The sequence below is a fragment of the Phaeovulum sp. W22_SRMD_FR3 genome (assembly GCF_052113705.1).
In the GTDB taxonomy this organism is placed as follows: Bacteria; Pseudomonadota; Alphaproteobacteria; order Rhodobacterales; family Rhodobacteraceae; genus JBGQOG01.
The window spans coordinates 1-25,052 of record NZ_JBGQOG010000016.1; the positions used below are offsets into that span (position 1 = coordinate 1).

21 protein-coding genes and 2 pseudogenes are annotated in these 25,052 nt (G+C 65.0%); 7 read left to right on the forward strand and 16 right to left on the reverse strand.

Translation table 11 applies throughout. From position 1 onward, the window contains the following. A partial coding sequence (locus ACEN2S_RS17170; RefSeq protein ID WP_441868398.1) for an IS3 family transposase occupies positions 1-91 on the forward strand: 91 nt, incomplete at its 5' end. 161 nt (positions 92-252) lie between these two features. On the opposite strand, the pseudogene ACEN2S_RS17175 reads toward ACEN2S_RS17170, so the two are convergent. The 5 genes and pseudogenes from ACEN2S_RS17175 to ACEN2S_RS17195 all read right to left on the reverse strand — a co-directional run. After that, a pseudogene (locus tag ACEN2S_RS17175) lies at positions 253-974 on the reverse strand (IS3 family transposase); the annotation flags it as partial. Then, positions 971-1,174 (reverse strand): annotated as a pseudogene (locus ACEN2S_RS17180) (transposase); the annotation flags it as partial. The pseudogenes ACEN2S_RS17180 and ACEN2S_RS17175, both read right to left, overlap by 4 nt. A 771-nt stretch (positions 1,175-1,945) precedes the next feature. Continuing rightward, positions 1,946-2,512, reverse strand: coding sequence for an HNH endonuclease (locus ACEN2S_RS17185; protein ID WP_441868150.1), 567 nt, complete (start codon positions 2,510-2,512; stop codon positions 1,946-1,948). 572 nt (positions 2,513-3,084) lie between these two features. Continuing rightward, positions 3,085-3,744, reverse strand: coding sequence for an alpha/beta hydrolase (locus ACEN2S_RS17190; RefSeq protein ID WP_441868152.1), 660 nt, complete (start codon positions 3,742-3,744; stop codon positions 3,085-3,087). Then, positions 3,741-4,370, reverse strand: coding sequence for a DNA-3-methyladenine glycosylase family protein (locus ACEN2S_RS17195; RefSeq protein ID WP_441868154.1), 630 nt, complete (start codon positions 4,368-4,370; stop codon positions 3,741-3,743). The genes ACEN2S_RS17190 and ACEN2S_RS17195 overlap by 4 nt, the downstream gene beginning before the upstream one ends. A 220-nt stretch (positions 4,371-4,590) precedes the next feature. Here ACEN2S_RS17195 and ACEN2S_RS17200 point away from each other — a divergent pair, with 220 nt between their 5' ends. Next, positions 4,591-5,844, forward strand: a complete 1,254-nt coding sequence (locus ACEN2S_RS17200; protein ID WP_441868156.1) for an MFS transporter — start codon at positions 4,591-4,593, stop codon at positions 5,842-5,844. 140 nt (positions 5,845-5,984) lie between these two features. Here ACEN2S_RS17200 and pgi read toward each other — a convergent pair whose 3' ends face one another. The 7 genes from pgi to ACEN2S_RS17235 form a co-directional block, all read right to left on the reverse strand. Next, positions 5,985-7,592, reverse strand: a complete 1,608-nt coding sequence (gene pgi, locus ACEN2S_RS17205; RefSeq protein WP_441868158.1) for a glucose-6-phosphate isomerase — start codon at positions 7,590-7,592, stop codon at positions 5,985-5,987. 1 nt (position 7,593) lies between these two features. Beyond that, positions 7,594-8,265 (reverse strand): 6-phosphogluconolactonase, encoded by a 672-nt coding sequence (pgl, locus tag ACEN2S_RS17210; protein WP_441868160.1) that lies wholly within the window; start codon positions 8,263-8,265, stop codon positions 7,594-7,596. After that, positions 8,265-9,713 carry a glucose-6-phosphate dehydrogenase gene (gene zwf, locus ACEN2S_RS17215; protein WP_441868162.1) on the reverse strand — a complete coding sequence of 483 codons (1,449 nt, stop codon included), beginning with the start codon at positions 9,711-9,713 and terminating at the stop codon, positions 8,265-8,267. Before zwf ends, pgl begins: the two co-directional genes overlap by 1 nt. A gap of 144 nt (positions 9,714-9,857) precedes the next feature. Next, entirely contained in the window at positions 9,858-10,406 is a 549-nt protein-coding gene (locus ACEN2S_RS17220) for a DUF2478 domain-containing protein (protein WP_441868164.1), read from the reverse strand. Beyond that, a complete protein-coding gene (locus ACEN2S_RS17225) occupies positions 10,406-10,960 on the reverse strand; it encodes an RSP_2648 family PIN domain-containing protein (protein WP_441868166.1) in 555 nt (184 codons plus the stop codon). The genes ACEN2S_RS17220 and ACEN2S_RS17225 overlap by 1 nt, the downstream gene beginning before the upstream one ends. 3 nt (positions 10,961-10,963) lie before the next feature. Next, positions 10,964-12,181 (reverse strand): RSP_2647 family RNA methyltransferase, encoded by a 1,218-nt coding sequence (locus tag ACEN2S_RS17230; protein WP_441868168.1) that lies wholly within the window; start codon positions 12,179-12,181, stop codon positions 10,964-10,966. A 181-nt stretch (positions 12,182-12,362) separates the two neighbouring features. Beyond that, entirely contained in the window at positions 12,363-13,058 is a 696-nt protein-coding gene (locus tag ACEN2S_RS17235) for a DUF6778 family protein (protein ID WP_441868170.1), read from the reverse strand. A 237-nt stretch (positions 13,059-13,295) separates the two neighbouring features. On the opposite strand from ACEN2S_RS17235, the gene edd reads away from it, so the two are divergent. Then, entirely contained in the window at positions 13,296-15,101 is a 1,806-nt protein-coding gene (edd, locus tag ACEN2S_RS17240) for a phosphogluconate dehydratase (protein ID WP_441868172.1), read from the forward strand. Between the two features lie 99 nt (positions 15,102-15,200). Here edd and ACEN2S_RS17245 read toward each other — a convergent pair whose 3' ends face one another. Continuing rightward, positions 15,201-15,476, reverse strand: coding sequence for a hypothetical protein (locus ACEN2S_RS17245; RefSeq protein WP_441868401.1), 276 nt, complete (start codon positions 15,474-15,476; stop codon positions 15,201-15,203). Positions 15,477-15,490: 14 nt separating this feature from the next. Then, complete coding sequence (locus tag ACEN2S_RS17250; RefSeq protein ID WP_441868174.1) at positions 15,491-18,295, reverse strand: glutamine-synthetase adenylyltransferase; 2,805 nt, start codon at positions 18,293-18,295, stop codon at positions 15,491-15,493. Positions 18,296-18,472: 177 nt separating this feature from the next. Between ACEN2S_RS17250 and ACEN2S_RS17255 the strand changes: the two genes are divergently transcribed. From ACEN2S_RS17255 to ACEN2S_RS17270, 4 genes are all read left to right on the forward strand, one after another. Continuing rightward, on the forward strand, positions 18,473-18,943 hold the full coding sequence (locus ACEN2S_RS17255; protein WP_441868176.1) for a YbaK/EbsC family protein: 471 nt from the start codon (positions 18,473-18,475) through the stop codon (positions 18,941-18,943). A gap of 169 nt (positions 18,944-19,112) precedes the next feature. Further along, positions 19,113-19,580 carry a DUF2852 domain-containing protein gene (locus tag ACEN2S_RS17260; protein WP_441868178.1) on the forward strand — a complete coding sequence of 156 codons (468 nt, stop codon included), beginning with the start codon at positions 19,113-19,115 and terminating at the stop codon, positions 19,578-19,580. 211 nt (positions 19,581-19,791) lie between these two features. Then, entirely contained in the window at positions 19,792-20,631 is an 840-nt protein-coding gene (locus tag ACEN2S_RS17265) for an arginyltransferase (protein WP_441868180.1), read from the forward strand. Positions 20,632-21,008: 377 nt separating this feature from the next. Next, entirely contained in the window at positions 21,009-22,115 is a 1,107-nt protein-coding gene (locus ACEN2S_RS17270) for a TRAP transporter substrate-binding protein (RefSeq protein WP_441868182.1), read from the forward strand. Between the two features lie 379 nt (positions 22,116-22,494). On the opposite strand, the gene ACEN2S_RS17275 is transcribed toward ACEN2S_RS17270, so the two are convergent. Then, a complete protein-coding gene (locus ACEN2S_RS17275; RefSeq protein WP_441868404.1) occupies positions 22,495-24,267 on the reverse strand; it encodes a TRAP transporter large permease in 1,773 nt (590 codons plus the stop codon). Beyond that, on the reverse strand, positions 24,267-24,839 hold the full coding sequence (locus tag ACEN2S_RS17280; protein ID WP_441868184.1) for a TRAP transporter small permease subunit: 573 nt from the start codon (positions 24,837-24,839) through the stop codon (positions 24,267-24,269). Before ACEN2S_RS17280 ends, ACEN2S_RS17275 begins: the two co-directional genes overlap by 1 nt. Positions 24,840-25,052: the final 213 nt, after the last annotated feature.

A 25,052-nucleotide genomic window follows, 5' to 3' on the forward strand; every position in this document is an offset into this window, starting at 1 on the left:
CATCGAGCGCTTCTACAACCCTCGGCGCAGGCATTCAAAACTGGGCTACCTCAGCCCGATGGAGTTCGAGGCCCGCGATATGCTAGCTTAACCTGCTGTCCACGAAACCGGCAGCAGCTCAGCTCACGCTGCCAGACTGGCGGTCGGCCTGGCGAGCACAATTTACGCCTTGTCGAGCGCTCCGACTTCCTTCTTCCCGTCATCATCAACACCTCCGAGATCAGGGTGTTGCGACGACCGGTTGAATCCGCCTTGGCTGCCCTGATCCGAATGATGCAGCAGTTCTTTGGGTCGCCCTCTGCGCCAGACGGCCATCATGAGAGCGTCAGTCACCATCTGAGCCGTCATGGCATCTTTCATCGACCAACCAACGACACGCCGTGAGAACAAATCAATGACCACAGCCACATAAAGCCAACCTTCCGCAGTCCAGATGTAAGTGAAGTCAGCAACCCATTTTTGGTTTGGGCCGTCAGCTTCAAATTCACGCTCAAGCACACTTGGCGCAATAACAGATCGCTCGCCCCTATCTTTTGGGAGCTGACGGCGGCGCGGGCGCGCTCTGAGAGCATTCATTTGCATCAACCGTTCAATGCCGTGCAGACCACATTCAAAGCCCTCAGCAAGGACGTCATGCCAAACGCGGCGCGCGCCATAGGTCCGATCAGCTCGTGCAAAGCTCGCCCTGACAGCGGCACCGAGCAGTTCGTCCCGAGTCGAACGGGCGCTGCGTGGTCGTGTCAGCCACGCATGGAACCCGCTTCGTGACACACCGAGCGCGTCACACATCCAGCTGACCGGCCAAACCCCTCGGTGCTTCGCGACAAACCCAAACATCACAGATGTTCCCTGGCGAAGCAGGCTGCGGCTCTTTTTAGTATGTCGCGCTCCGCTTTCAGCTTTGCAACCTCACGTCTTAGGCTGCGAAGCTCTTCGTCATCTGGTTTCAGCTGACCTTCGCCTGGGAACGCATGCCGAACAGAACCTTCATCGTCAGGCATGTTTGGATGGCGGTATCGCTGTAGGTCTGCTGCCGACCACGTTTGCCGGTCGGCGCGGCCTCCCAGCTCATCTCGGGATCGAACCAGATCGTCAGCGAGCCCCGGCGCTTGAGCGCTTCTTTGTATGCTGGCCAGTTCCTGGTCTTGTAAGTCGGGGATATGTGTCTGCTCATGCATCTCAGCTATCACGCTGGATTCACGAGATAAACTCCTCACAGGCTTGGTGCAACAGAGCCCCCGACGGCGCCAGCGCGTCTCGCCTCCTCGGCGTGAGGCAAGGTCCGTCGCCCCGTCCGGACAAGGCGACACAGAGGCTCTTCCAACCCATCGGCCAATGAGCATGGAGATCATCAAGGACGCTGTCGCAGTCATGCGGCAGAAGCTGGCGGTTGAAAGAGGCTTCCGGGATTGAGAAGGTATGGTCGGTCCCCGCGATGGTCGGGACCGGCTCGGCCATCCGGGCGATCAGCCAGTCCGCCAGCCCGCGCCGCGTCCAGTAGCGTTTCGGACCTGGCGGCGGCGCAACCTTCACCGTAGGGCCGCCCGCCTCGGCCCTATAGACGCGCAGTCCCTTCAGGCTGGAGTCTACTGTCTCCGCGCTAGAGTAATTGATGCCGGTGGTGCGCTGAAACTGCAGGGCTCCGTCAAAAGCAAATACTGCCCGAAGGCGGCCTCATCAAATCAACGGCTTGCAAAACCTTTGCCCTGAACGGGAAGACCTCTGCCCCAGTCGGCAGCAACGGTGCCCCGCCCCACACTCCACCGATATCCGCCACAACAGCAGCGGTTTGGTCAGCCGGCAGTTCATCCCATTAGCCCAGGTTGCCCGCGCGCATAACCAACAAACCCGCCCGCTGGTGAAACCGATGCTTCCACCATTGAAGCAGAACGCCCTCTGTGGTGAAAACTATGCTTCCCTTTACAATCCACCCTCCGCAAAGGGCTCAGCTTTCGAGTTCGCTGCCCCAGTAGAGGTAATCCATCCAGGTCTGGTGCAGCTGGTCCTCGGCCCGGGCGAGGCTGCGGGCCAGCCCGTCCAGCTCATAGGGGGAGGGTTCAAACGGCGGCCGGATCAGCTTCATCCCCGCCTCGCGCGGCGTGTGGTTGGCCTTGCGCAGATTGTCATACTGGCAACTGGCCACAATGTTCGTCCAGCTCGCGGTCCCCCCGCGCGAGCGCGGAATGACATGATCAAAGGTGAGATCCTTGGAACAGAACCGCTCGCCGCAATACTGGCAGGTGAACTGATCGCGCACGAAAAGGTTGTAGCGGGTGAAGGCCACCCTTTTACGCTTGCGGTAGCGTTTCAGCGCCACGACCGAGGGCACCTCATAAGTCTCATTCACCGAATGAACGAGGATATCCTCATAGGTCTTGATCTGCAGCACCCGGTCCTGATGCACGGCGACAAAGGCATCTTTCCAGTTCCAGACCGAGAGCGGCGCCCAGCTGAGCGGCTGCATATCGGCATTCAACACCAGGGTGCGCAGGTTGCCCACATTCATCGTCATGCGGCACCCCCGATCCGGCGCGCCGCGGAGGCGGGACGCCGGGCATAAAAAAAGCGCGTGAAGCACACGCGCGGACAAGACAGGTCAGACAGGATCGGCAGGCGGGTCCCCAGGCTCGGCAGAAGCGCAAGGATCTGCGGACTGCGGGCCTGCGGCCGCCTCATGCGAGGACTGCTCGCATGGTCATTGGGCGCGGGCTGGCGGCGCCAGCTCTGCCCGGTCTGCGGCCTCTGTCGGCCCGCAAACGCCCTCGGCGCCGCCTGTTCGGCGGTCCGGTCGCGCTGCATTGGGTATCGGTCATTCGGCATGGGTCACTCCGTCTTCACCCCGCCTGTGCAAGGGTCGCGCAGAGCGGGGATCCCGCCCCAGCTTCCCTTAACTATATATGGCGGATCGTCTCTGACAAGCCCCGCAATCTGCGATGCTGCCCTGTGTTTAGCGCAGGGCGATGACAAACGGGTGACGATGGCGCGCGCCGCCTGTTCTGGCAGCATCCGGCCTATCCCGCGCCGCTTCTGCGCCCCCCCGCGCGCGGGACCGCGTCGCCCGACGCGCGGCGGGCCCGCGCCGCTTCAGCCGTAGAGCCGTTCGCGCAGGAAAGTGAGCGCGACGGTGAGGCCATCGGGCGCGATCCCATGTCCGGTGCCCTTCATCACATGGCCATACACCTCAAATCCGGCGGTCACCAGCGCATCACCGGCCTTGCCCATATCCTCGAACGGCACCACCGGATCGGCATCGCCATGGATCAGCAGGACCGGCGGTTTGCTTTTCACCTCGCCAAGCGCCTCGGGGCGTAAAAGACGGCCCGAGAAGGCCACGACCCCCGCCAAAGCTGCGGCCCGGCGCGGGGCCACCTCCAACGCCATCATCGTGCCCTGCGAAAAGCCGATGATCGCGATGCGGTCGGCGCTCAGCCCGGTTTCGACCATCAGCGCATCCAAGAAGGCGTTCAGATCCGCCGCCGCCCGTGCCAGCCCCTCGGCCGCCTGCGCCTCGGAGGAGCCATCAAGCCAGGGGATCGGGAACCACTGCCGCCCGAAGGGATTGCCTTGGCACCGCTCGGGCGCATCGGGGGCCAGAAACAGCGTGTCTTTAAGATGCCCGCCAAGCGGATCGGCCAGCCCCAGCAGATCGGCGCCATCGGCACCATAGCCATGCAGGAAAACCACCGCCGAGCGGGTCTTGCCCGAAAGCGGTTCTTTGCGGGCGGTGTTCAGCGTGCGGGTCATAGGGTTCCTTCGCGTCCTTTGGCGACATGATAATAGGCCCAGAGGATCTGGGCGGCGACCGAGCGCCAGGGCGACCAGGCCTCGGCCATGGCGGCAAAGGCCTTGGGGCGCGGCCGGTCGGGCAGGTCAAACAACACCCGCGCGGATTCGGCCAGTGCCAGATCGTCAGGGGCGAACACATCCGCCCGCCCCAGCGCAAACATCAGATACATCTCGCAGGTCCAGCGCCCGATCCCCGGCAAGGGGATCAGCGTCGCGATCACCGCCTCATTCGGCAGCTCGCGCAGGGCATCGAAATCAATCCCCGCCTGCGCAAGGGCGGTGACATAACGGATCTTTTGCCGCGAGAGGCCGCAGGCGCGCAGAGCCTCGTCCCCCGCAGCCGCCACGCTGTCGCAACAGACAAAGCCCGCCTCCTCCAGCCGCCCCCGGATCGCGCGCGCCGAGGCGACCGAGACCTGCTGGCCGATGATCGCATCGCGCAGCGCGGCAAAGCCATCCGGGCGCCGGCGCAACGGCAAAGGGCCCGCAGCCGCGCGGGCCAGCCCGAAACGCGGCTCCAGCGCGGCCAGCGCCGCCGCCCCCGCCTCCAGATCATCCGTTGTGGTCAATATTTTCCCGATCATCCGCGCAGTCTGCCGCATCCCCGCGCGGCCCGCCAGCCCCCTCGGAGCGCCCCGCCCCGGCGTCATGCCGCCCCCCGGCCCGAACTCGCCCCGCACCCGCCCCGCACCCGTCCCGCCCGCGCGCATCAGCCGCCACCGGCCCGGAAAAACCGCTTTGGCGCCAAAACGCCGCGCAGGAGGCCTCTTCCCAGCTGCGGCGGCGCAGGCTACGGCTTACCGCATGAGCGATACACACCAGACCCCCGACGATTCTGTGCCCGCGCCGCAAAGCGATGCCCGTGCCCGCCGCAATGTTGTGGTGCTGGCGATCGCTCAGGCGGTGCTCGGCGCGCAGATGCCGATGATCTTCACCATCGGGGCCCTGGCCGGACAAAGCCTTGCCTCCAACCCCTGTTTTGCGACGCTGCCGATCTCGATGATCATCCTCGGCTCGGTCCTCGCGGCACAGCCGATGTCGGCGCTGATGCAGCGCTACGGCCGGCGGGCAGGCTTTTTGCTGGCGGTGGCGGCGGGGGCCCTTGGCGCGGCCATTGCGGCGCGCGCGCTCTATCTCGGCTCGTTTCCGCTCTTCCTCTTTGGCTCGTTCTTCACGGGCATCTATATGTCGGCACAGGGTTTTTACCGCTTTGCCGCCGCCGATACCGCCAGCCCCGCCTTTCAGCCCAAAGCCATCTCGATGGTCATGGCCGGGGGCCTCGTCTCGGCGCTGATCGGACCGCAGCTGGTCACGCTGACCGCAACCGCCTTGGTGGTGCCGTTTCTGGGTGCCTATCTGGCGATCATCGCCCTGAATGCGCTGGGCCCGATCCTGTTTGCTTTCCTCGACATTCCGCGCCCGGTGCAGCGGGTCAAAGGCGCTGCGATGGAAGGCCGCAGCCGCCGCGCGCTTCTGCGCGATCCGCGCATCGTGGTGGCGATGATCTGCGGCATGGTCTCCTATGCGCTGATGAATCTGGTGATGACCTCAACGCCGCTGGCGGTGGTGGGCTGCGGCTTTCAGCTGGCAGACGCGACGCATGTGGTGTCCTCGCACGTGCTCGCAATGTACATCCCCAGCTTCTTCACCGGCCATCTGATCGCGCGCTTTGGCACCGAGAAGATCGTGGGGATCGGCCTCGCGATTCTCGCGGCCGCGGGCGCGGTGGCGCTGAGCGGTGTCGATCTCATGCATTTCTATCTGACGCTGGTACTTTTGGGCATTGGCTGGAACTTTGGCTTTATCGGTGCGACCGCGATGCTGGCCCGTGCGCACAGCCCCGCCGAACGCGGCCGCATGCAGGGCCTGAATGATTTCGTGGTCTTCGGCGGCGTCTTTCTGGCCTCGCTCTCGTCGGGCGGGCTGATGAACTGCTCGGGGGGCACCCCGCAGGCGGGCTGGGCCGCCGTCAATATGGCGATGCTGCCCTTCCTTGTGCTGGCGGGCGGCGCGCTGATCTGGCTGGTGATGCGGCCCCGGACGGACAGCGCGGTGTGAAGACGAAAAAGGGGGGCGCTGCCCCCCTGCTTCTGCGAAGCACCCCCCGGGATATTTTCCACGAAGCAAGCTGAAGGTTTTTTGACCCAAACCAGCCGATTGCTTCGTTACAAATATCCCCGCCGGAGGCTTCCGCCCTCTCAGCCGCGCAATGTGCGGATTTTGGCGGCGAGGGACAAGGTGGAGGCATCTTTGCCCAGCCCTTCGGATTTCCCTTCAAGGACGGGTGCCAGCGCCAGCGCCAGCTCCTTGCCCAGCTCAACACCCCATTGGTCAAAGCTGTTGATCCCGAGAATAACCCCCTCCACAAACACCCGTTGTTCATAGAGCGCGATGATCGCGCCAAAGCTGGCCGGGGTGAGTTTCGGATAGAGCAACGTGGTCGAGGGCCGGTTCCCCGGGAAGACGCGGTGGCGCGCTTGCCGGTCGAGATCTGCGCCGGTCAGACCTTTTTTCGTCATGATCTCCGTGGCTTCCGCGAGCGAACGGCCGCGCAGCAGCGCCTCGGACTGCGCGAGGCAATTGGCGGCGAGGAGAAGGTGCTGATGTCCCAGATCCGGCTCATGCCCTTCTGCGGCCAGCAAGAACTCGCACGGAATGACCCGCGTGCCCTGATGGATCAGCTGATAGAAGGCGTGCTGGCCATTGGTGCCGGGCTCGCCCCAGACCACCGGTCCCGAATTATGGGGCAAATCGGCGCCATCCATGCTGACGCGTTTACCGTTGCTCTCCATTTCCAGTTGCTGGAGATAGGCGGGCAGCCGCGAGAGGCGCTGGTCATAGGGCAAAACCGCGCGGGTGGCATAGCCGCAGAACTGGTTGTTCCACAGCCCCACCAGCGCCAGCAGCACCGGCAGGTTCTGCTCGAACGGGGCGGTGCGGAAATGATTGTCCATCGCCAGCGCGCCGCCGAGGAATTCCTCGAACGCCGCATCGCCAATGGCCAGCATCAGCGACAGGCCGATCGGCCCCCACATCGAATAGCGGCCGCCCACCCAATCCTCAAAGCCAAAGACCCGCTCGGGCGCGATGCCGAAGGCGGCGGTGCGCTCGGCCGAGGTGGAGACGGCGGCGAATTGCGCGCCCGGATTCGCGACCTTGGAGGCCATCCAGCGCCGCGCCGTTTCGGCATTGGTCATCGTCTCGATCGTGGTGAAGGTTTTGGAGGCGATGATCACCAGCGTGGTTTCCGGGTTCAGCACCGCCAGCACGTCATGCACATGCGCGCCATCGACGTTGGAGACGAAATGGCAGCGCGGCCCGTCGTGATAGGGTGCCAGCGCGAGGCAGGCCATGGCCGGACCGAGGTCGGAACCGCCGATGCCGATGTTCACCACATCGGTGATCTTGCCGCCCTGCCCCGTGTAGCGCCCGGCGCGCACATCGGCGCAAAAGGCCGCCATCCGCGCATGGGTCGCGCGCACCTCGGGCATCACATCCTGCCCGTCGACCACAACGCTGCCCGCCAGATTGCGCAGCGCGGTGTGCAGCACGGCGCGGTCTTCGGTTTCGTTGATCTTGGCGCCGGTGAACATCGCCTCGCGTTTTTCCGCCACGCCTTTTTCGGTGGCGAGCGCGATCAGCGCGGCGCGCGTCGCGGCGTCGATATTGGTTTTGGAGTAATCCAGAACCAGCCCGCAGGCGGTGGCCGTGAAATCTGCCGCACGGGCCGGATCGGCAAAAAGATCCAGGATCGGGCGATCCGCCGAGGCGGCCTGCAAAGCGGTCAATTCGTTCCAGATGGTCATGTTATTCTGCCCAATGAATCGTGGCGTGGGGAAGAACGAGGGCCACCGGCGCCTCACTCGGGGAGAGCTTCACCGCCCGCTCCAGCGCCGCGCGCTTTTCGGGGCCGGTGATCAGGATATGGATGTGCAGCGCCGAGGTCAGCGCGGGCGCGGTCAGGGTGATGCGCGGCTCGCCAGCGGCTTCGGCGCGCATCGGCAGGAGGAGCGGCGCGTCCGGGGCCAACCCCTCGGCCAGACGATCAGCGCCGGGAAACAGGCTGGCGGTGTGCATATCGGCGCCCATGCCCAGCAGGAGGACCGAGATCGGCAGATGCGGCGCAATGCCATCCGCCAAAGCCTCCAGCGCGCCCTCGGGGGCCTCCGCCTCAGAAACCATCGGGATCAGCGTGGCGGCGGCGGCCTTGTCCTGCAACAGCCGCGCCCGCAAAAGCGCGGTGTTCGAGCGCGGCGAGCTTTCGGGCACCCAGCGTTCATCGTTCAGAAAGACCGCGACATTCGCCCAGTCAATCGGGGCGGCCGAGAGCATGTCAAACACCGGCCCCGGCGTGGTGCCCCCGGGCACCGAGAGCGCGGCGCGGCCGGTGGCGCGCAGAACCTCGCCAAGTTCGGCACCGATCCGGTGGGCCAGGCCCATCATCAGCGCCTCGCGGTCGGGATAGGCGATGAATTCCATCAGCGGATCTCCCGCCAGCGGCGCCCGTCGCGGTGCATCAGCATCAGCGCGTCTTCCGGCCCGGAGGAGCCTTCGTCATAGGCCTGCGGCCGCTCGGTCCGCGCCTCCCAGGCGTTGATGATCGGATCGGTCCAGGCCCAGGCCGCCTCGACCTCATCGCCGCGCATGAAGAGCGTTTGATTGCCACGGATCACATCCATGATCAGCCGCTCATAAGCGTCGGGCATATCGGTGCCCTCATCGCCCAAAGCCTCGGCGAAGGACATGTCCAGCGGCACCTGCGTCAGGCGCATGCCGCCCGGCCCCGGTTCCTTGATCATCACCTTGAGGTTCATCCCCTCATCGGGTTGCAACCGGATCACCAGCTGGTTTTCGCGCCAGCCCTCGGCATCGTCAAAGATCGAATGCGGCGGCTCTTTGAAGGTAATGGCGATTTCGCTGGCACGGCCGCGCAGCTTTTTGCCGGTGCGCAGATAGAAGGGCGTGCCCTGCCAGCGCCAGTTGGCCACCTGCACCTTGAGCGCCACATAGCTTTCGGTGCGGCTGGCGGGGTTTTCGGAATCCTTGAGATAGCCCTCGCCCTTGCGGCCCGCATATTGGCCGCGCACGATATCTTCCGGCCCCACCGGCAGAAGCGCACGGATCACCTTCAGCTTTTCGTCGCGCACCGCGTCGGGGTCAAAGTGATAGGGCGGCTCCATCGCGATCAGACAGAGCAGCTGCATCATATGGTTCTGCACCATATCGCGGATGGCGCCGGATTTGTCGTAATAGCTGCCGCGCCCTTCAACGCCCACCGTCTCGGCCACAGTGATCTGCACATGGTCGATGTATTGCGCGTTCCACAAAGGCTCGAACAGGATATTGGCGAAACGCACCGCCATCAGGTTCTGCACCGTCTCTTTGCCGAGGTAATGGTCGATGCGGTAGATCTGGCTTTCGGCGAAATGCGTCGCGAGGATCTTGTTCAGCGCCTTGGCGGTGGCCAGATCGCGGCCAAAGGGTTTCTCCACCACGATGCGGCTGTCGGGGCCCGCGATACCATGCAGGCAAAGCCGTTCCGCGATATCGCCAAAGAGCGAGGGCGCGACCGAGAAATAAAAGGCGCGGATCACATCGGGCTGCATCCGTTCCTTCAGCGTGGCCCAGCCGCCCTCGCCCGTCGCGTCAATCGCCACATAGGCCAGACGGGCAAGAAATGCATCAATGTCGGATTGTACGCGCTTGTTTTTCGCCACGAATTCCTCAAGCGCCTTGAGCGCGAGGTCGCGGAAACCGGCGTCATCCATCTCCGAACGCGCCGCGCCGATGATGCGGGCATTATCGGGCAATTGCCCGGCCAGATGGCGCCGATAAAGACCGGGAAGGATCTTGCGGCGGGCGAGATCGCCGGTCGCCCCAAAAATCACCAGATCAAAAGGCTCGACCGGAATGACGCGCGATACCATGAGGTGCTCCGTTAACAGATGTCAGATGCGGCTTGTTAGCGCTAACGACACCGTTCTAACCGCATGCTCCGCCAAAGTCTAGCACCGCAATCGGACGGGGGCCAGCAGCGCGGGCAAGAAAGCCGCTGCGGCGCAGCGAATGCCCTAAGTTTCGGCATCCATCGCGCAGGGCCCCGCCGCCGCGTGCAGAATGCGCGAGAGCGCCGTCAGATCGGCGGGCCATTCCACGGCCAGATCTTCGGCAAAGGCGTCAAAAGCCGCCCGTTGCGCGGCCGGGACGGAAATCACCACCCGCGCCCCCGACAGGGACGCGCGCGCCAGAAGCGCGCGACATCCCCGCCCCAGCGCCTCTTGCCGTCCGAATTTATTGAGGAGGAGCACGCCCTGAAAGCCGCCCGGCGCGGCCTCGGCGGCCTCAAAGGCCGCGGTGACACGTGCCACGGCCATTTCCAGCGCCCCCGCATCAAGGCGGCAGCCGGTGGCGAGCGGCCCCAAGGGCTGCGAGATCAGCATTTCATCGCCTTCGGGCAAAAACCGCAGCCCCATGGTGCAGGGATCGCAGCCGGTGGCTTCGGGATCTTCTGAATATTGCACCATGCCGAGCACCGGGGTGCCGGCGGCCTGCAATACCGCCGCCAGATCGCGCAAAAGCGCATCGCCTTCGGCCTCGGCGGCGGTGAAAAACCCCAGCATCAGGCGGTGCCCGCGGGGGCCAGCGCCTTGGCCAGACGCGGCAATTTCGTGCGTTTCAGAAATGCCCGAAGCGGTTGCGGCTGGCCCGAGAGCCGCTCGGCCTCGGCGCGCACCGCCTCCACCACCGCGGCCATTGTGTCGGGGGCACCAGACCACAGCTCCCACAAGAACCCATCGGCATCGGCGCGGATGATGCCTTCGCTGAGCAGCGTATGGCGCGGAAAATCCTGCGCATTTTGCGTGATGAGCTGGTCGGCGCTGCCCGCGATCGCCGCCGCCAGCACATGGATGTCATTCTCATCGGGCAAATGCAGCCGCGCCTCTAGCCCCGCGCGCGGTGGCACGCTGGCTTTCGGGAAATACGCCTTCAAAAGCGCCACCTGCCCGCGCGCGATCACCTCATCGCCCGCGCCGTGCCGCGCCGCTGCCCGCGCCCATTCCTCCAGAATCCGCTCGGACCAGAGCGGCTCATAGAGCCCCGCCCGCGCCGCGCCGATCAATATCTCGCGCAGCACGGTGGGATAGAGGACGCAGGCATCGAGCAGCGCCCGCATGGATCAGCCATCCAGCCGGAAGAACAGCGCCTTGAGATAGCCGCTCTCGGCCAGCTGCGGCAGCATCGGGTGATCGGGGCCCGCCTGCCCGGTGTGGATCAGCTGCGAGCGACGGCCGCCACGGCCAATGCCGCGCGCGGAAGAGTTGCGGAACTGCGTCAGATCGGCAGCATGCGAGCAGGAGCAGAGGCCGAGATAACCGCCCGGTGCCACCAGCGGCGCCGCCAGACGCGCCACCCGTTCATAGGCGCGCAGACCCGCGACCAGCGCCTGTTTCGAGGGCGCAAAGGCCGGCGGATCGCAGACGATGACGTCAAATTGCGCGCCCTCGGCGGCCAAAGCCTCCATCACCGCGAAAGCATCGCCCTGACGGGTGGCGAATTTCTCCGACATGCCCATGGCCGCCGCGCCTTCGGTGGCCAGCGCCAGCGCCGGAGCCGAGCCGTCAACGCAAAGCGTGCTTTCCGCCCCGCCCGCCAAGGCGGCGAGACCAAAGCCGCCGACATGCGAGAAGACATCGAGCACCCGCGCGCCCTTGGCCAGACGGGCGGCAAAGGCGTGGTTCGGGCGCTGATCAAAGAAGATCCCGGTTTTCTGCCCGCCGAGCACATCGGCCATATAGGTGGCGCCGTTCATCGGCACCGGCACCGGACCGTTCACCGCGCCCTGCAGGACGATGGTCTCTTCCACCAGCCCCTCAAGCCCCCGCGCCCGGCCAGAGCCGTTTTTCACGATGGTGGTGACGCCGGTCACCTGCACCAGGGCGGCGGCCAGCATCTCCAGATGGTCCTCGGCCCAGGCGGCGTTCGGCTGGATCACCGCGAGATCGCCGAAACGGTCAATGATCACCCCGGGCAGCCCGTCGGATTCGGCATGGACGAGGCGGTAATAGGGCGCCTCAAACAGACGCGCCCGCATGTCCTGCGCCCGGGCGATACGGCCCGCGATCCAGTCCTGATTGATCACCGCGCCCTCGGCGCGGTCCAGCATCCGGCAAATGATCTTGGATTTCGGATTGACGGTCACCGTGCCCATGAAGCGCCGCTCGCTGTCCTCCAGCCGCGCGATGGTGCCGGGGGCGAGCGCTTGCGTGCGCCGGTCGACGACCAGCTCATCGGCATAGATCCAGGGAAAACCGTGGCGAATGGCGCGCGCCTCGGCAGAGGGACGCAGACGGACGGTGGCCATCGGCTTGTCGGCGGGGATCTGTGTGTCGGACATGTTCGGACCTGGACTTTCAAACGGCAAAAGGGCTTTCGCCCCCTCTACCCGCTCTTGCCCGGATTTGAAAGCACGGCGTGGTGGCACCGGTTTTCCGCCGCCCCACCCGCACAGTCGGCATACCGTCACCGGTTTTCCGCCGCGGGCCCCGGAGCAACGGGTGTGGCGGAAAACCAGCGGGTCAGAGCGCGGCGCTGCTGGCAGGCAGCGTCAGCGCGCTCAGGGCGTCGGGCGCCATCTGCACCCGATGCGACAACTCGGCACGGATCACATCGGTCAGATGCCGGGAAATCACCACCTTTTGCGTCAGCCCCTGTGCCTCTTCCTCCAGCGCCCGCGCCCCGCCCGCGGCGTGGATGTCTGCGCGCACCTTGCGCGGCCCCTCCAGAATGGCGCCGGTTTTGGCATCGCGGACGGTCAGGTTGAAATGCACCGCATGGGTGCCGCCGATGGTGAAGCGCGCCTTTTCCGTCAGCGCATGAAAGCGCGTCAGCTGAATTTCCACAATCGCTGCCGGGCCCTTGTTCATGCCGCGGGTGGCATCAAGGGCCGCGTCCTCGACGATCTTGTGCACCTGCTGATAGCGATCGCCACGCGGATCACCGCGCCAGACGATGTCGGCGATGGGCAGATAGAGATTGGCCTCGGACACTTTCAGCGTCTCGGGCACCGTCACCACCACCTTTTGCACGGCATAGGACGGCTGCGCCACCGTGCCATTCGCCAGACCCGAGCTGGCAACGCGCGGTGCCGACAGATCGTCAAACGGCGTGCCGATGGCGCGCGAGGTGGTCTCATTCGCGGCACAACCCGCCACCAGCAGGGCCAGGATCAGGCCCGCAACACTCCGGCCGGTCTTCTGAAGCGATGTGTTCATGACAGTCTCTCCTACAGGGCGGGCCTTCTGGCCGCGTTGCCCCGTGGTTTCGCGGCCAACTGTGGCAAATTAAGGGAAAATTAAGATCAATTGCGCGGTAACCGGCCCAATTGTTGCCCGCAGCGCGCGAAAGGCACAGTTTTATCGGCCGCGTCCTTGCATTGTTAGCGCTAACGGAGTATAGTCTCCCCATCACAGCTGATGCAGCGACAAAGCTTCCCAATCTCTGAGGATATCATGGCCCTTCATCCCACCCTTGCCCGCGTCACCGACCGGATCCGTGCCCGCTCGCAAGAGGTTCGCGGTGCCTATCTCGACCGGATCCGCGCGGCGGGCGACGCGGGGCCCGCGCGCGGCCACCTCGCCTGCGGCAATCAGGCCCATGCCTATGCGGCGATGGGCGTCGACAAAGAGGCGCTGGCCGCCGGGCGCGTTCCCAATATCGGCATTGTCACCGCCTATAACGATATGCTCTCGGCGCATCAGCCCTATGAACACTATCCCGAACTGATCCGCCGCATTGCCCGCGAGTCCGGCGCCACCGCGCAGGTGGCGGGCGGCGTGCCCGCGATGTGCGATGGCGTGACCCAAGGTCAGGCCGGGATGGAGCTCAGCCTTTTCTCGCGCGATGTGATCGCCCTCGCGGCGGGCGTCGCGATGAGCCACAACACCTTTGACAGCTCGATCTACCTCGGCGTCTGCGACAAGATCGTGCCGGGGCTGGTGATGGCGGCGGCGAGTTTCGGCCATATCCCGGCGGTCTTTCTGCCCGCGGGGCCAATGACCTCGGGTCTGGCCAATGACGAAAAGGGCAAGGTACGGCAAAAGTTTGCCACCGGCGAAGTCGGTCGCGAGGCGCTGATGGCCGCCGAGATGGCCGCCTATCACGGGCCGGGCACCTGCACCTTCTACGGCACCGCCAACACCAATCAGATGCTGATGGAATTCATGGGCCTGCATCTGCCGGGATCGAGTTTTGTCAATCCGAACACACCCTTGCGCGACGCTCTTACCGTAGCGGGCACGCGGCGTGCGGCCGAGATCACCGCGCTCGGCAATGATTACCGTCCGGCGGGCGAGATCCTGGATGAGCGAGCGTTCGTCAACGGCATCGTCGGGCTGATGGCCACCGGCGGCTCGACCAACCTCGTGCTGCACCTCCCCGCGATGGCGCGCGCCGCCGGGATCATCCTCGACCTCGAGGATTTCGACACGATCTCGGATGTGGTGCCCTTGATGGCCAAGGTCTATCCGAACGGTCTGGCCGATGTGAACCATTTCCACGCGGCGGGCGGGCTTGGCTATATGATCGGCCAGCTGCTGCGCGCGGGGCTGTTGCACGAGGATGCCCGCACCATCGCCGGCGACGGGATGGAGCATTACACCCGCGAGCCGAAGCTGATCGACGGCGAGCTGGTCTGGACCGAGGGCGCGACGGAATCGCTGAACGACAAGATCCTGCGCCCCGCCAGCGCCGGTTTCTCCGCCAATGGCGGGCTGAAGCAGCTGACCGGCAATCTCGGGCGCGGGGTCATCAAGATCTCCGCAGTCGCCCCCGAGCGGCATGTGATCGAGGCCCCGGCCCGGGTCTTCCACGACCAGAACGATGTGCGCGCCGCCTTCAAACGCGGTGAATTCACCAGCGACACCATTGTCGTTGTGCGCTTCCAGGGCCCCCGCGCCTGCGGCATGCCCGAGTTGCATTCGCTGACGCCGACGCTCAGCGTGCTGCAAGAGCGCGGGCTGCGGGTGGCGCTGGTCACCGATGGCCGGATGTCGGGCGCGAGCGGCAAGGTCCCCGCCGCGATCCATGTCAGCCCGGAGGCCGCCGATGGCGGACCGCTGGCGAAGATTCAGGATGGCGACATTCTGCGGCTCGATGCGGTCTCCGGCGAGCTGAGCTGCCTGACGCCGGGCTTTGAGGCCCGCCCCGCCGTGGTGGCCGATCTTTCGGCGCATCAGACCGGCATTGGCCGCGACCTCTTTGCCGCCTTCCGCGCCCATGTCGGCCCCTCGACGATGGGGGCGGCGGTGGTGGTCTGACGCGCTGGACCCTTACCGGAAATACCAAAAGGGCGGCTCTGGCCGCCCTTTTTTTGTCAGATGAAGTACAGCGCGTAGCGCCCGAGAACGATGGGGAAATTATCCCTCCTGCGGCACCCGCGCAGCGCGTCCGCCGCGCCGTTGCCCACGCCCCGGCGCAGTAAGGCCCGCGCGCAGGACCGCCGTCATCGGATGCGCCTCCTGTCCCGTGGCATAGGCGGTGATCAGCCGCGCGCTCGCCTCGGCGGGCACAATCCCCGCCGCCAGCGACAAAGCCCAATCCAGAAAGATCGAGCGGCATTCCTCTGCCGTGATCCCCTCAATCCGGTAGCTTTCGCGGATCAGCCCCTTCGGGTCCGCCGCCGCCAGATCCATCGCCCCGTCCAGACTCATATCGACGCCGCCTCTTCCCCCGGGCCTGCTGCTGCAAGCGCAACCTCCACGATGGCGGCCACCGTCTGCGTCGTCTGCGTCAAACGCGACTCTAACGCCGCCAGATCCGGCGCATCCGCCTCGCGCAGCAGGAACGCCCGCGCGCCCTCGCCGATCTGCTGCATGTCCAGCGGCTTGTCGGTCAAGAGCCGCCCGCCCGCCTGCAGGCGCCAGAGGAACCGATAGGCCGAGGTCAGCGCCGCCTCCTCCTCGCGCGTGACAAAGCCATGCCGCGCGCCCAGACGCAGCTGCGCCTCAACCCGCCGCGCGGGCGCGGCTGCACGCAGCGCGAAGCTCTGCGCGAGGAGTTCGATGTCCTGCAACCGCCCCGGCCCGATCTTCGCCTCCCAGGCCCCGTCCGGCGCTTTCGCGGCAAATATCCGCGCCCGCATCTCGGCCAGATCCGCCATCACACGCGCGCCACCGCCCTTGGCCGCGAGCACGGCCAGCCGCGCCGCCTCGACCTCCTCGGCCAGATCGGCAGGCCCCGCCACTACCCGCGCCCGGGTCAGCGCCAGATGCTCCCAGGTCCAGGCCTCTTCCATCTGATAGCTGCGGAAGGATTCGATCGAGGTCGCCACTGGCCCCTGCCGCCCCGAGGGCCGCAGCCGCATATCCACCTCATAAAGCCGCCCCTCGGCCATCGGCGCCGACACCGCGGTGACCAGAGCCTGTGTCAGCCGCGCATAATAGGCGCGCGCGGCCAGCGGGCGCGGCCCCTCTGACATGTCCACCCCATCGGGGTCATAGATCACGATCAGATCGAGGTCAGAGGCCGCGTTCAGCCGCCCGGCCCCCAGGCTGCCCATGCCCACGACCACCGCGCCACGCCCCGGGCAATCCCCATGTTTGCGCGCGAATTCCGCCCGCACCACCGGCCAGAGCGCCGCCACCGCCGCCGAGGCCAGATCCGAATATTGTTTCGCGATTTCAGCGGCATCCGCGATGCCCCTCAGGTGATGCACCCCGATGCGGAAATGCCATTCCTTCGACCAGCGCCGCGCGGTGTCCAGCCGCTTTTCATAGTCGGGCTCAGCCTCCAGCGCCGCCGCCAATGTCGCCGTCAGCGCCACTTCCCCCGGCCAGGGCGCAAAGAAACTCCCGCCCAGCACCGCATCGAGCACGCTGGCATTGCGCGCAAGATAGGCGGCCAGCCCCGGCGCCGTGCCGCAGATATCGACGATCAGATCGATCAGCGGCGGATGCGCCTCAAAGAGCGAGAAGAGCTGCACCCCGGCGGGCAGACGCGACAGGAATCCATCGAACTGCCGCAGGGCCTCCTCCGGGTTGGCGGCGCGGGACATGCGGCGGAGGAACTCCGGCTCGACCCGTTTGAAGATCTGCGCCGCGCGGTTCGAGCGCAATGCCGGATAGCCGCGCCAGCCATCGACCAGCTTGCGCGCGGTGGCGGAAATCTCGGGCCGTGCCGCCGCCTCACCGGGCGCGAAGAAGCCGCCGGTCAGCGCCTCCACCGCCTCCAGCCGCGCCAGAAGATCGCGCCGCCATTCAGCGGTATCGCCCGCCCCCATCATCCGGGCGATGCGGTCGATCCCCTCCTCGCTTTGCGGCAAAAGATGCGTCTGCTGGTCGTTGACCATCTGGATCCGGTGCTCCACCTCGCGGTGCGCGCGGTAATGATCGGTCAGTTCCGTGGCAACCTCCGGCGGCACCCAGCCCTTTTCCGCCAGCACCGCCAGACCGCCACAGGTGGTGCGGTCGCGCAGATCGGGGTCGCGCCCCCCGGCGATCAGCTGCCGGGTCTGGGTGAAGAACTCAATCTCACGGATGCCACCCTGACCCAGCTTCATGTTATGCCCCGGCAGCCGCAGCGGCCCGTTCAGCCCCTTGTGGTCGCGGATGCGCAGCCGCATGTCATGCGCATCCTGAATGGCGGCGAAGTCCAGATGCTTGCGCCAGACAAAGGGCGTCAGCCCCTGCAAAAACCGCGCCCCGGCATCCAGATCGCCGCCGCAGGGCCGCGCCTTGATATAGGCCGCCCGCTCCCAGGTGCGGCCCTCGGCCTCATAATAGGCCTCGGCCGCCGCCATCGAGAGGCAGACCGGCGTTGACCCCGCATCCGGCCGCAACCGCAGATCGCTGCGAAACACATAGCCCTCGGCGGTCATGTCCGAGAGCAGCGCCGTCATCTTGCGCGCGACCCGGATGAAGACCGCCCGCGCCTCCATCTGTTCATCGGGCGCATAGCGCGTCTCGTCAAAAAGACAGATGAGGTCGATGTCCGAGGAATAGTTCAGCTCTCCCGCGCCCATCTTGCCCATGGCAAGCGACACCATCCCGCCCGCCACCGCCGCATCCTCGGGCCCGGCCCCCGGCAATTTGCCGCGGCGGATCTCATCGGCCACCAGCCGCACCATCGACAGGTGCACGGCGCGGTCCGCCAGCTCTGTCAACGCGCCCGTCACCGCCTCCAGCGGCCAGACGCCGCCGAGATCGGCCAGCGCCGCCAAGAGGGCCACCCGCCGTTTCGCCTGCCGCAGCCCGGTCGACAGCTGGTCCAGCGGCAAAGCCTCCATCGCGGCCCAGATCTGCGGCAACGCATCCTCGGGCGCGCCACTCAGCACCGGGCGCAGCCAATCCGCCTCGCGCGCGATCAGCCCCGCCAGATAGGGGCTGCAGCCGGCAGTGCCCGCCAACAGCCCGCGGGTTTCGGGGGGCAGATCGGCCCAGGCCGCCGCCACCTCTTCGGCGCGCGGCAGGTCAACGGCAATCGGCTGGCGGGTCAGGCGGGATGCAAAATTCATGCCGCCAGCCTACAGCGCCCAAAGCCAAGGTCAATCGGCCGCCCACAGCCCCACAGTCCCCCGACCGACCCCAGCTTGCGCTTGCCTTCGCCAATTGCTTCGTAGCAAATATCCCCGCCGGAGGCATCCGCCGCCGCCACAATCGCCAGATCCGACAGAAACCGCGAGAGACTTCACATGAGCAAGAGCCTGAAACGCGTTGAAACCGCTCTGAAAACCAGCGGGATAGAGGTCGAGATCATCACCACCGGTGCGCAAACCCGCACAGCCGAACAGGCCGCCGAAGCCGCGGGCTGTACTGTCGACCAGATCGCGAAATCCATCATCTTTCGCGGCGAGACCAGCGGCGAGGTGGTGCTTTTCGTCACCGCAGGCGGCAACCGGGTCTCGGCCGACAAGGCCAGCGCGGTGGCGGGCGAGGCGCTGGGCAAGGCGGATGCCGCGCTGATCCGCGCCGTCACCGGCTTTGCCATCGGCGGCGTTGCGCCCCTTGGCCATCTCACACCTGTCCGCAGTTATCTGGATCCGCGCCTGATGGATTTCACGCAAATCTGGGCCGCCGCGGGTACGCCGCAGCATATTTTCGCCATTGCCCCCGCCGATCTTCACCGCATCACCGGCGCCGAACTGGCTGATTTCACGGAATAATTCTGCACCATTCGTGCCAAGGCGGGCGTGGAACCGCCGGTCAATGTAAAAAACATTCACATGCCCCTTGACCTGAAGGCCCGCGATGCCGATCTTGGTTCATGTGAAAGGCATTTACATTCGCCGCCACGCCTGACGATCCCTGCAACGCGACCAACGGAGTTCGCCCATGTCCGATACCTACATCCCCCATGCTACCGCCGGATCGGGTCCGCGCGGCTGGTTCTCGAAAACCGAAAGCTGGCTTGACGCCCGCGGCCGCGGTGCCTGGATCGCCCTGATGGTACTGGGTTTCATCTTTGTCTGGCCCCTCGGCCTCGCCCTTCTGGCCTATATGATCTGGAGTAAACGCATGTTCTCGAAATCTCACCGCGCCCACCGCTATGATCACCCGGCTTTCCGCGGCTGTGGCATGCGCAGCAGCAGCACCGGCAATGCCGCTTTCGACGCCTATAAAGCCGACACCCTCGCGCGGCTTGAGCGGGAACAGGGCGAATTCGAAGCCTTCCTCGCCCGCCTGCGCGAAAGCCGCGACAAGGCCGAATTCGACCAGTATCTGGACGAGCGCGCCCATGCTGCCGCCTCGGACACCCCCGATGTGCCGCCCGCCCCGACGGAGCGTGGTGCGCAGTACTGAGGACCCGGCACCGCGCCGAGGCCGCACAGATGGTGCGGGGCGCCTCCCCCCGGGCCCCGCCCGTCTGATCCGCCCGCAAGGGCGCAGCCCCGCCCCGCCTCCCCGGGGCGGGGTTTTCTTCTCAACCCTGTGACACTTCCCCCCGTAAAGGACTTGGCGGCAGGGCGTGAAGTTGCTAGCCTGTCACGACATTCCCAGCCCCACAGCGATGATGCGCCATTCCCTTCCGCTTGCCCCGCAGTTTTATGTGACGGCTCCCCAGCCCTGCCCCTATCTCGATGGGCGGGCAGAGCGTAAGCTGTTCACCGCATTGCAGGGCGAAGGTGCGGACAAGCTGAACAATACCCTGTCGCGTCAAGGGTTTCGCCGGTCGCAAAACGTGCTCTATCGCCCCTCTTGCGCCGATTGCGCGGCCTGTATGTCGGCGCGGATCCGGGTGGCAGATTTCGTCCCCTCGCGCAGCCAGCGCCGCACGCTCAAGCGCAATGCCGATCTCAAACGCACCGCCACCAGCCCCTGGGCCACGGAAGAGCAGTTCCAGCTGTTCCGCCGCTATCTCGACAGCCGCCACGCCGATGGCGGCATGTCCGACATGGATATTTTCGAATTCGCCGCGATGATCGAAGAGACGCCGGTGAAAAGCCGCGTCGTTGAGTACCGCAGCCAGAGCGCCGAAACCGCGCCCGGCCAGCCGCGTCCGCTGGCGGCCGTCTGCCTGACCGATGTGCTCGATGACGGTGTGTCGATGGTCTACAGCTTCTATGAGCCTGACCGGATTGAAGATTCTCTGGGCACCTATCTGATCCTCGACCATGTCGACATCGCCCGGCGGGCCAAATTGCCCTATGTCTATCTGGGCTATTGGGTGCCCGGCAGCCGCAAAATGGGCTATAAGGCGAACTTCTCCGCCTTGGAAATCTTCAAGGGCGGCGCCTGGCAGCCTCTGGGCGACCCGCAAAGTCATGAGAACGCCATGCACCCGCTCTCGGTGGATCCGATTGCGGAACAGGTGGCGCGGATCCATCTGCCCGACGCCCCGACCCGCGCCTGACCCCGGGGCGGGTGCTGGACCCTCCGTCGATCCGGGCCGCCAAATGTGCCGATAAGGGCCACCAACAGGCCGGTCGCGGCCGGGCTTGCCGTCGCCCGAACCGTCCCGTTGCCGCTTGCGCGCAGGAGGACGATCCGGCCGCAAAAGCTGCCCCTACGTCAGCGCGTCCGCAGTGCCAAACCCGCTTGCACTTGCCTGTTTTTCAGGCCGTCCAAAGCGGGATGCCAGATCCGCCTTTTTACAATTAAGTCTTTTTTTGCACAGCCTTACGCGTTTATCTGGACAGAGGTTCCCTGCCGTGTAAGATCATTTCGCGACCGGAATTCTGGCAATCAATGCTGTATCCGGACCCGTGGTATTTCTAGGGAGGAGACCCAATGGATCGTCGTTCATTTCTGACCAAAGCAACCGTGGGGGGTGTCGGCGCGGCCGCAGCCAGCACGCTTGCAGCCCCCGCGCTTGCCCAATCCATGCCGAAAGTGACGTGGCGCCTGACCTCGTCTTTCCCGAAATCGCTCGACACGATCTATGGCGGCGCGGAAGTGCTGTCGAAGATGGTGTCGGAAGCCACCGATGGCAATTTCCAGATCCAGGTTTTCGCCGCGGGCGAGCTGGTGCCGGGCCTGCAGGCTGCGGATGCGGCGGCCGATGGCACGGTTGAGGCCTGCCACACGGTGGGCTATTACTACTGGGGCAAGGATCCGGCCTGGGCGGTTGCGGCAGCGGTGCCGTTCTCGCTCTCGGCACGCGGCATCAACGCCTGGCACTACCACGGCGGCGGCATTGATCTGTACAATGAATTCCTGGCGAAACAGGGTCTCTTCGGTCTGCCGGGCGGCAACACCGGCGTGCAGATGGGCGGCTGGTTCCGCAAGGAAATCAACACCGTGGAAGACCTGAAGGGTCTGAAAATGCGGGTTGGCGGCTTTGCCGGCAAGGTCATGGAGAAACTCGGCCTGATCCCGCAGCAGATCGCGGGCGGCGACATCTACCCGTCGCTGGAAAAAGGCACGATCGACGCGGCCGAATGGGTCGGCCCCTATGATGATGAAAAGCTCGGCTTCTACAAAGTCGCGCCGTACTATTACTACCCGGGTTGGTGGGAAGGTGGCCCGACGGTCCACTTCTTCTTCAACAAGGCGCAGTATGAATCGCTGCCCCCGGCCTATGCCGCCCTGCTGCGCACCGCCGCTCAGGCCGCCGATGCCGACATGCTGCAGAAATACGACTACAAGAACCCGGCCGCGCTGAAAACGCTGGTGGCCAATGGCGCGCAACTGCGTCCCTTCAGCCCGGAAATCCTCACCGCCTGCTTCAACGCGGCGAATGAGGTCTATGCCGAGATGGAAGCCACCAATGAAGAGTTCGCCAAACTCTGGCAGTCGATCAAGGCCTTCCGTTCGGAAAACTATCTCTGGACGCAGGTGGCCGAGTATAACTACGACACCTTCATGATGATCCAGCAGCGCAACGGCCAGCTCTGATCTCAGCCCCAACATCGCGAAAGGCCCCGGCATTCCGGGGCCTTTTTGCATTTTGGGCCAGGCGCTGAAAGGTGGCGGCCGATGCCCTGCCTGCTCCATTTAGACAATCATCTCGCGACAGGTCGGGTTGCCGTTGCGCGGGATGTGCAGGACCAGATCCATCTGCGGCGTCGCGGTCACCATGCGGCGGCGATTGAAACGGCGGGCCGCACGAAGATTTTCTGCACAGATATCACCAACCCCGTCCCGCAATATCGTGCAACCGTAACCAGTTACCGTGCCAGGTCAATGCGGGGACACGAGCCGCGAGAGCGGGCGGGACAGCGGCGCGCATGAAAAAACCGGCAGTGTTGCCACTGCCGGTTTTCGTGTCGTTTTCTCAGTTGCCGATCTTTGGCGGCCCATCGAGCGCGCCGCCCAATCCGCCGCCCAATCCGCCACCCAAACCGGGCGCCGGTGCGGTGCCGGGTGCGGCCCCCGGCGCGCCCAGCGGGGCCATGCCGCCAAGTCCACCGCCCAAACCACCCATGCCGCCCAGTCCGGGCATATCGGGCAGGGTCATCTGCACCTTCGACGGGTCAATCGGCGGGCCTTTGTAGTGCATGACCAGCCCCGGGAAGGCGATCACGATCCCAATCATCACGATCTGAATGCACACGAACGGCACCGCGCCCCAATAGATCTGGCTGGTTTTCACCGGATCGGTCAGCTTGCCGGTCAGCTTGTCGACGAACGGCACCTTTGGCGCGACCGAGCGCAGATAGAACAGCGCAAAGCCAAAGGGCGGGTGCATGAACGAGGTCTGCATGTTCACGCCCAGGATCACCCCGAACCAGATCAGGTCAATGCCCAGCCGCTCGGCCGCGGGGGCCAGAAGCGGGACGATGATGAAGGCCAACTCGAAGAAATCGAGGAAGAAGGCCAGGAAAAACACCAGGAACGAGACCGAGATCAGGAAGCCCAGCTCGCCGCCCGGCAGCGAGGTCAGCAGATGCTCGACCCAGAGATGGCCGTTCACCCCGTAGAAGGTCAGCGAGAAAACCCGCGCGCCGAGGAGGATGAACATGACAAAGGACGACAGCCGCGTGGTCGAGGCCAGTGCCGATTTCATCACCTCAAAGTTCAGCCGCCCCTTTGCCGCCGCCAGGATGATCGCGCCCACGGCCCCCATCGCGCCGCCTTCGGTCGGGGTGGCCACCCCCAGGAAGATGGTGCCGAGCACGAGGAAGATCAGCGCCAGCGGCGGGATCAGCACGATCACCACCTGCTGCGCCAGACGCGAGGTCAGGTTGATCTTGAGCCCCTTGTCGAGCACCGCCAGCAGATAGACGGCAATCACCGACATGGCCGCCGCCAGGATCCCGGCATTGCTGCCATGATCGTGCAGCACCCAGTTTTCGGCGGCATAGAAAATCCCCACCGCCAGCAACAGCATCACCAGAAGCGAGGTCACGCCCGAACCGAGGGTGCGCGCCTCTTTCGGCAGTGCGGGCATCGAATTCGGCCGCAGGATCGACATCACCAGAATATAGCCGAGATAGATCCCGGTCAGGATCATGCCGGGGATCAGCGCGCCTTTGTACATATCGCCCACCGAGCGGCCGAGCTGGTCGGCCAGCACGATCAGCACGAGGCTGGGCGGGATGATCTGCGCCAAAGTGCCCGAGGCCGCGATGACCCCGCTCGCAATCCGCCGGTCATAGCCATAGCGCAGCATGATCGGCAGCGAGATCAGCCCCATGGCGATCACACTGGCCGCCACAACGCCGGTGGTGGCCGCCAAGAGCGCGCCCACGATGATCACCGCATAGGCCAGACCGCCGCGCACCGGGCCAAAGAGCTGACCGATGGTGTCGAGAAGGTCCTCGGCCATGCCCGAGCGTTCGAGCACAATCCCCATGAAGGTAAAGAAGGGGATGGCAAGTAATGTCTCGTTTGAGAGCACCCCCCAGAACCGTTCCGGCATCGCGTTCAGCAAGGGCCAGGAGAGGTTGATCGAGCCGCCCGACAGCGGCGCCAGCTCAACCCCGATGAAGAAGAAGAGCAGGCCGTTGGCGGCCAGCGCAAAGGCGACCGGATAGCCGAACAGCAAAAACGCGATCAGCGACAGGAACATGATCGGCGCCATGTTCTGCGCGATAAGTTCGAGGATCATTTGTGATTTTCCTCCATCACGTCATCGAGGGGCGCATGGCTTGCCACATAGGGTGTGGGATCGTCGATGACGCCGCGCATGATGGCGATCTTCTTGATGATCTCGGAAATCCCCTGCGCGAAGAGCAACACAAAACCGATCAGCAACAACGACTTCGCCGGCCAGATGATCAGACCGCCGGAATTGGTCGAGACCTCACCATTGTGGTAGGACTTCAGCACATAGGGCGTCAGTTGCCACAGCATCAGGATGACGAAGGGCATCAGGAACAACAGATGCCCCAGAAGGTCGATCCAATGCTGACGCCGCCGCGAGACCGCGCCATAGAGAATGTCGATCCGGATATGCTCGTTTTGCTTCAGCGTATAGGCCGCGGCCAGCAGGAATGCCGCCCCGAACAGATACCACTGCAACTCCAGCCAGGAGTTGGACGAGACGTTGAATGCTTTACGGATGATCGCGTTGGTCGCCGAGACCAAAATCGCAACCAGAATGAGCCACGATACCGCTTTCCCGATGATCTCTGTGATCCGGTCAATGGCGCGCGACAGGGCCAGCAATCCGCCCATCTTGATCCTCCCCTAAGTCTTACTGCCGTTCAGCGGCATTTGGTTTTCTATGGCGAAAGCGCGGGCTTCCGTCAATATAGAAGGCATATTGGTATAAAAAACTGACCAGTTTCCGACTTGCTGCCGTTTTCTGCCTGATCGTCTCCTCCCCTGCGCCTCACCCTGTATAAATACGCGGGCAAAGCTGCGCTCATGTTACATCGCCTTGGCAAG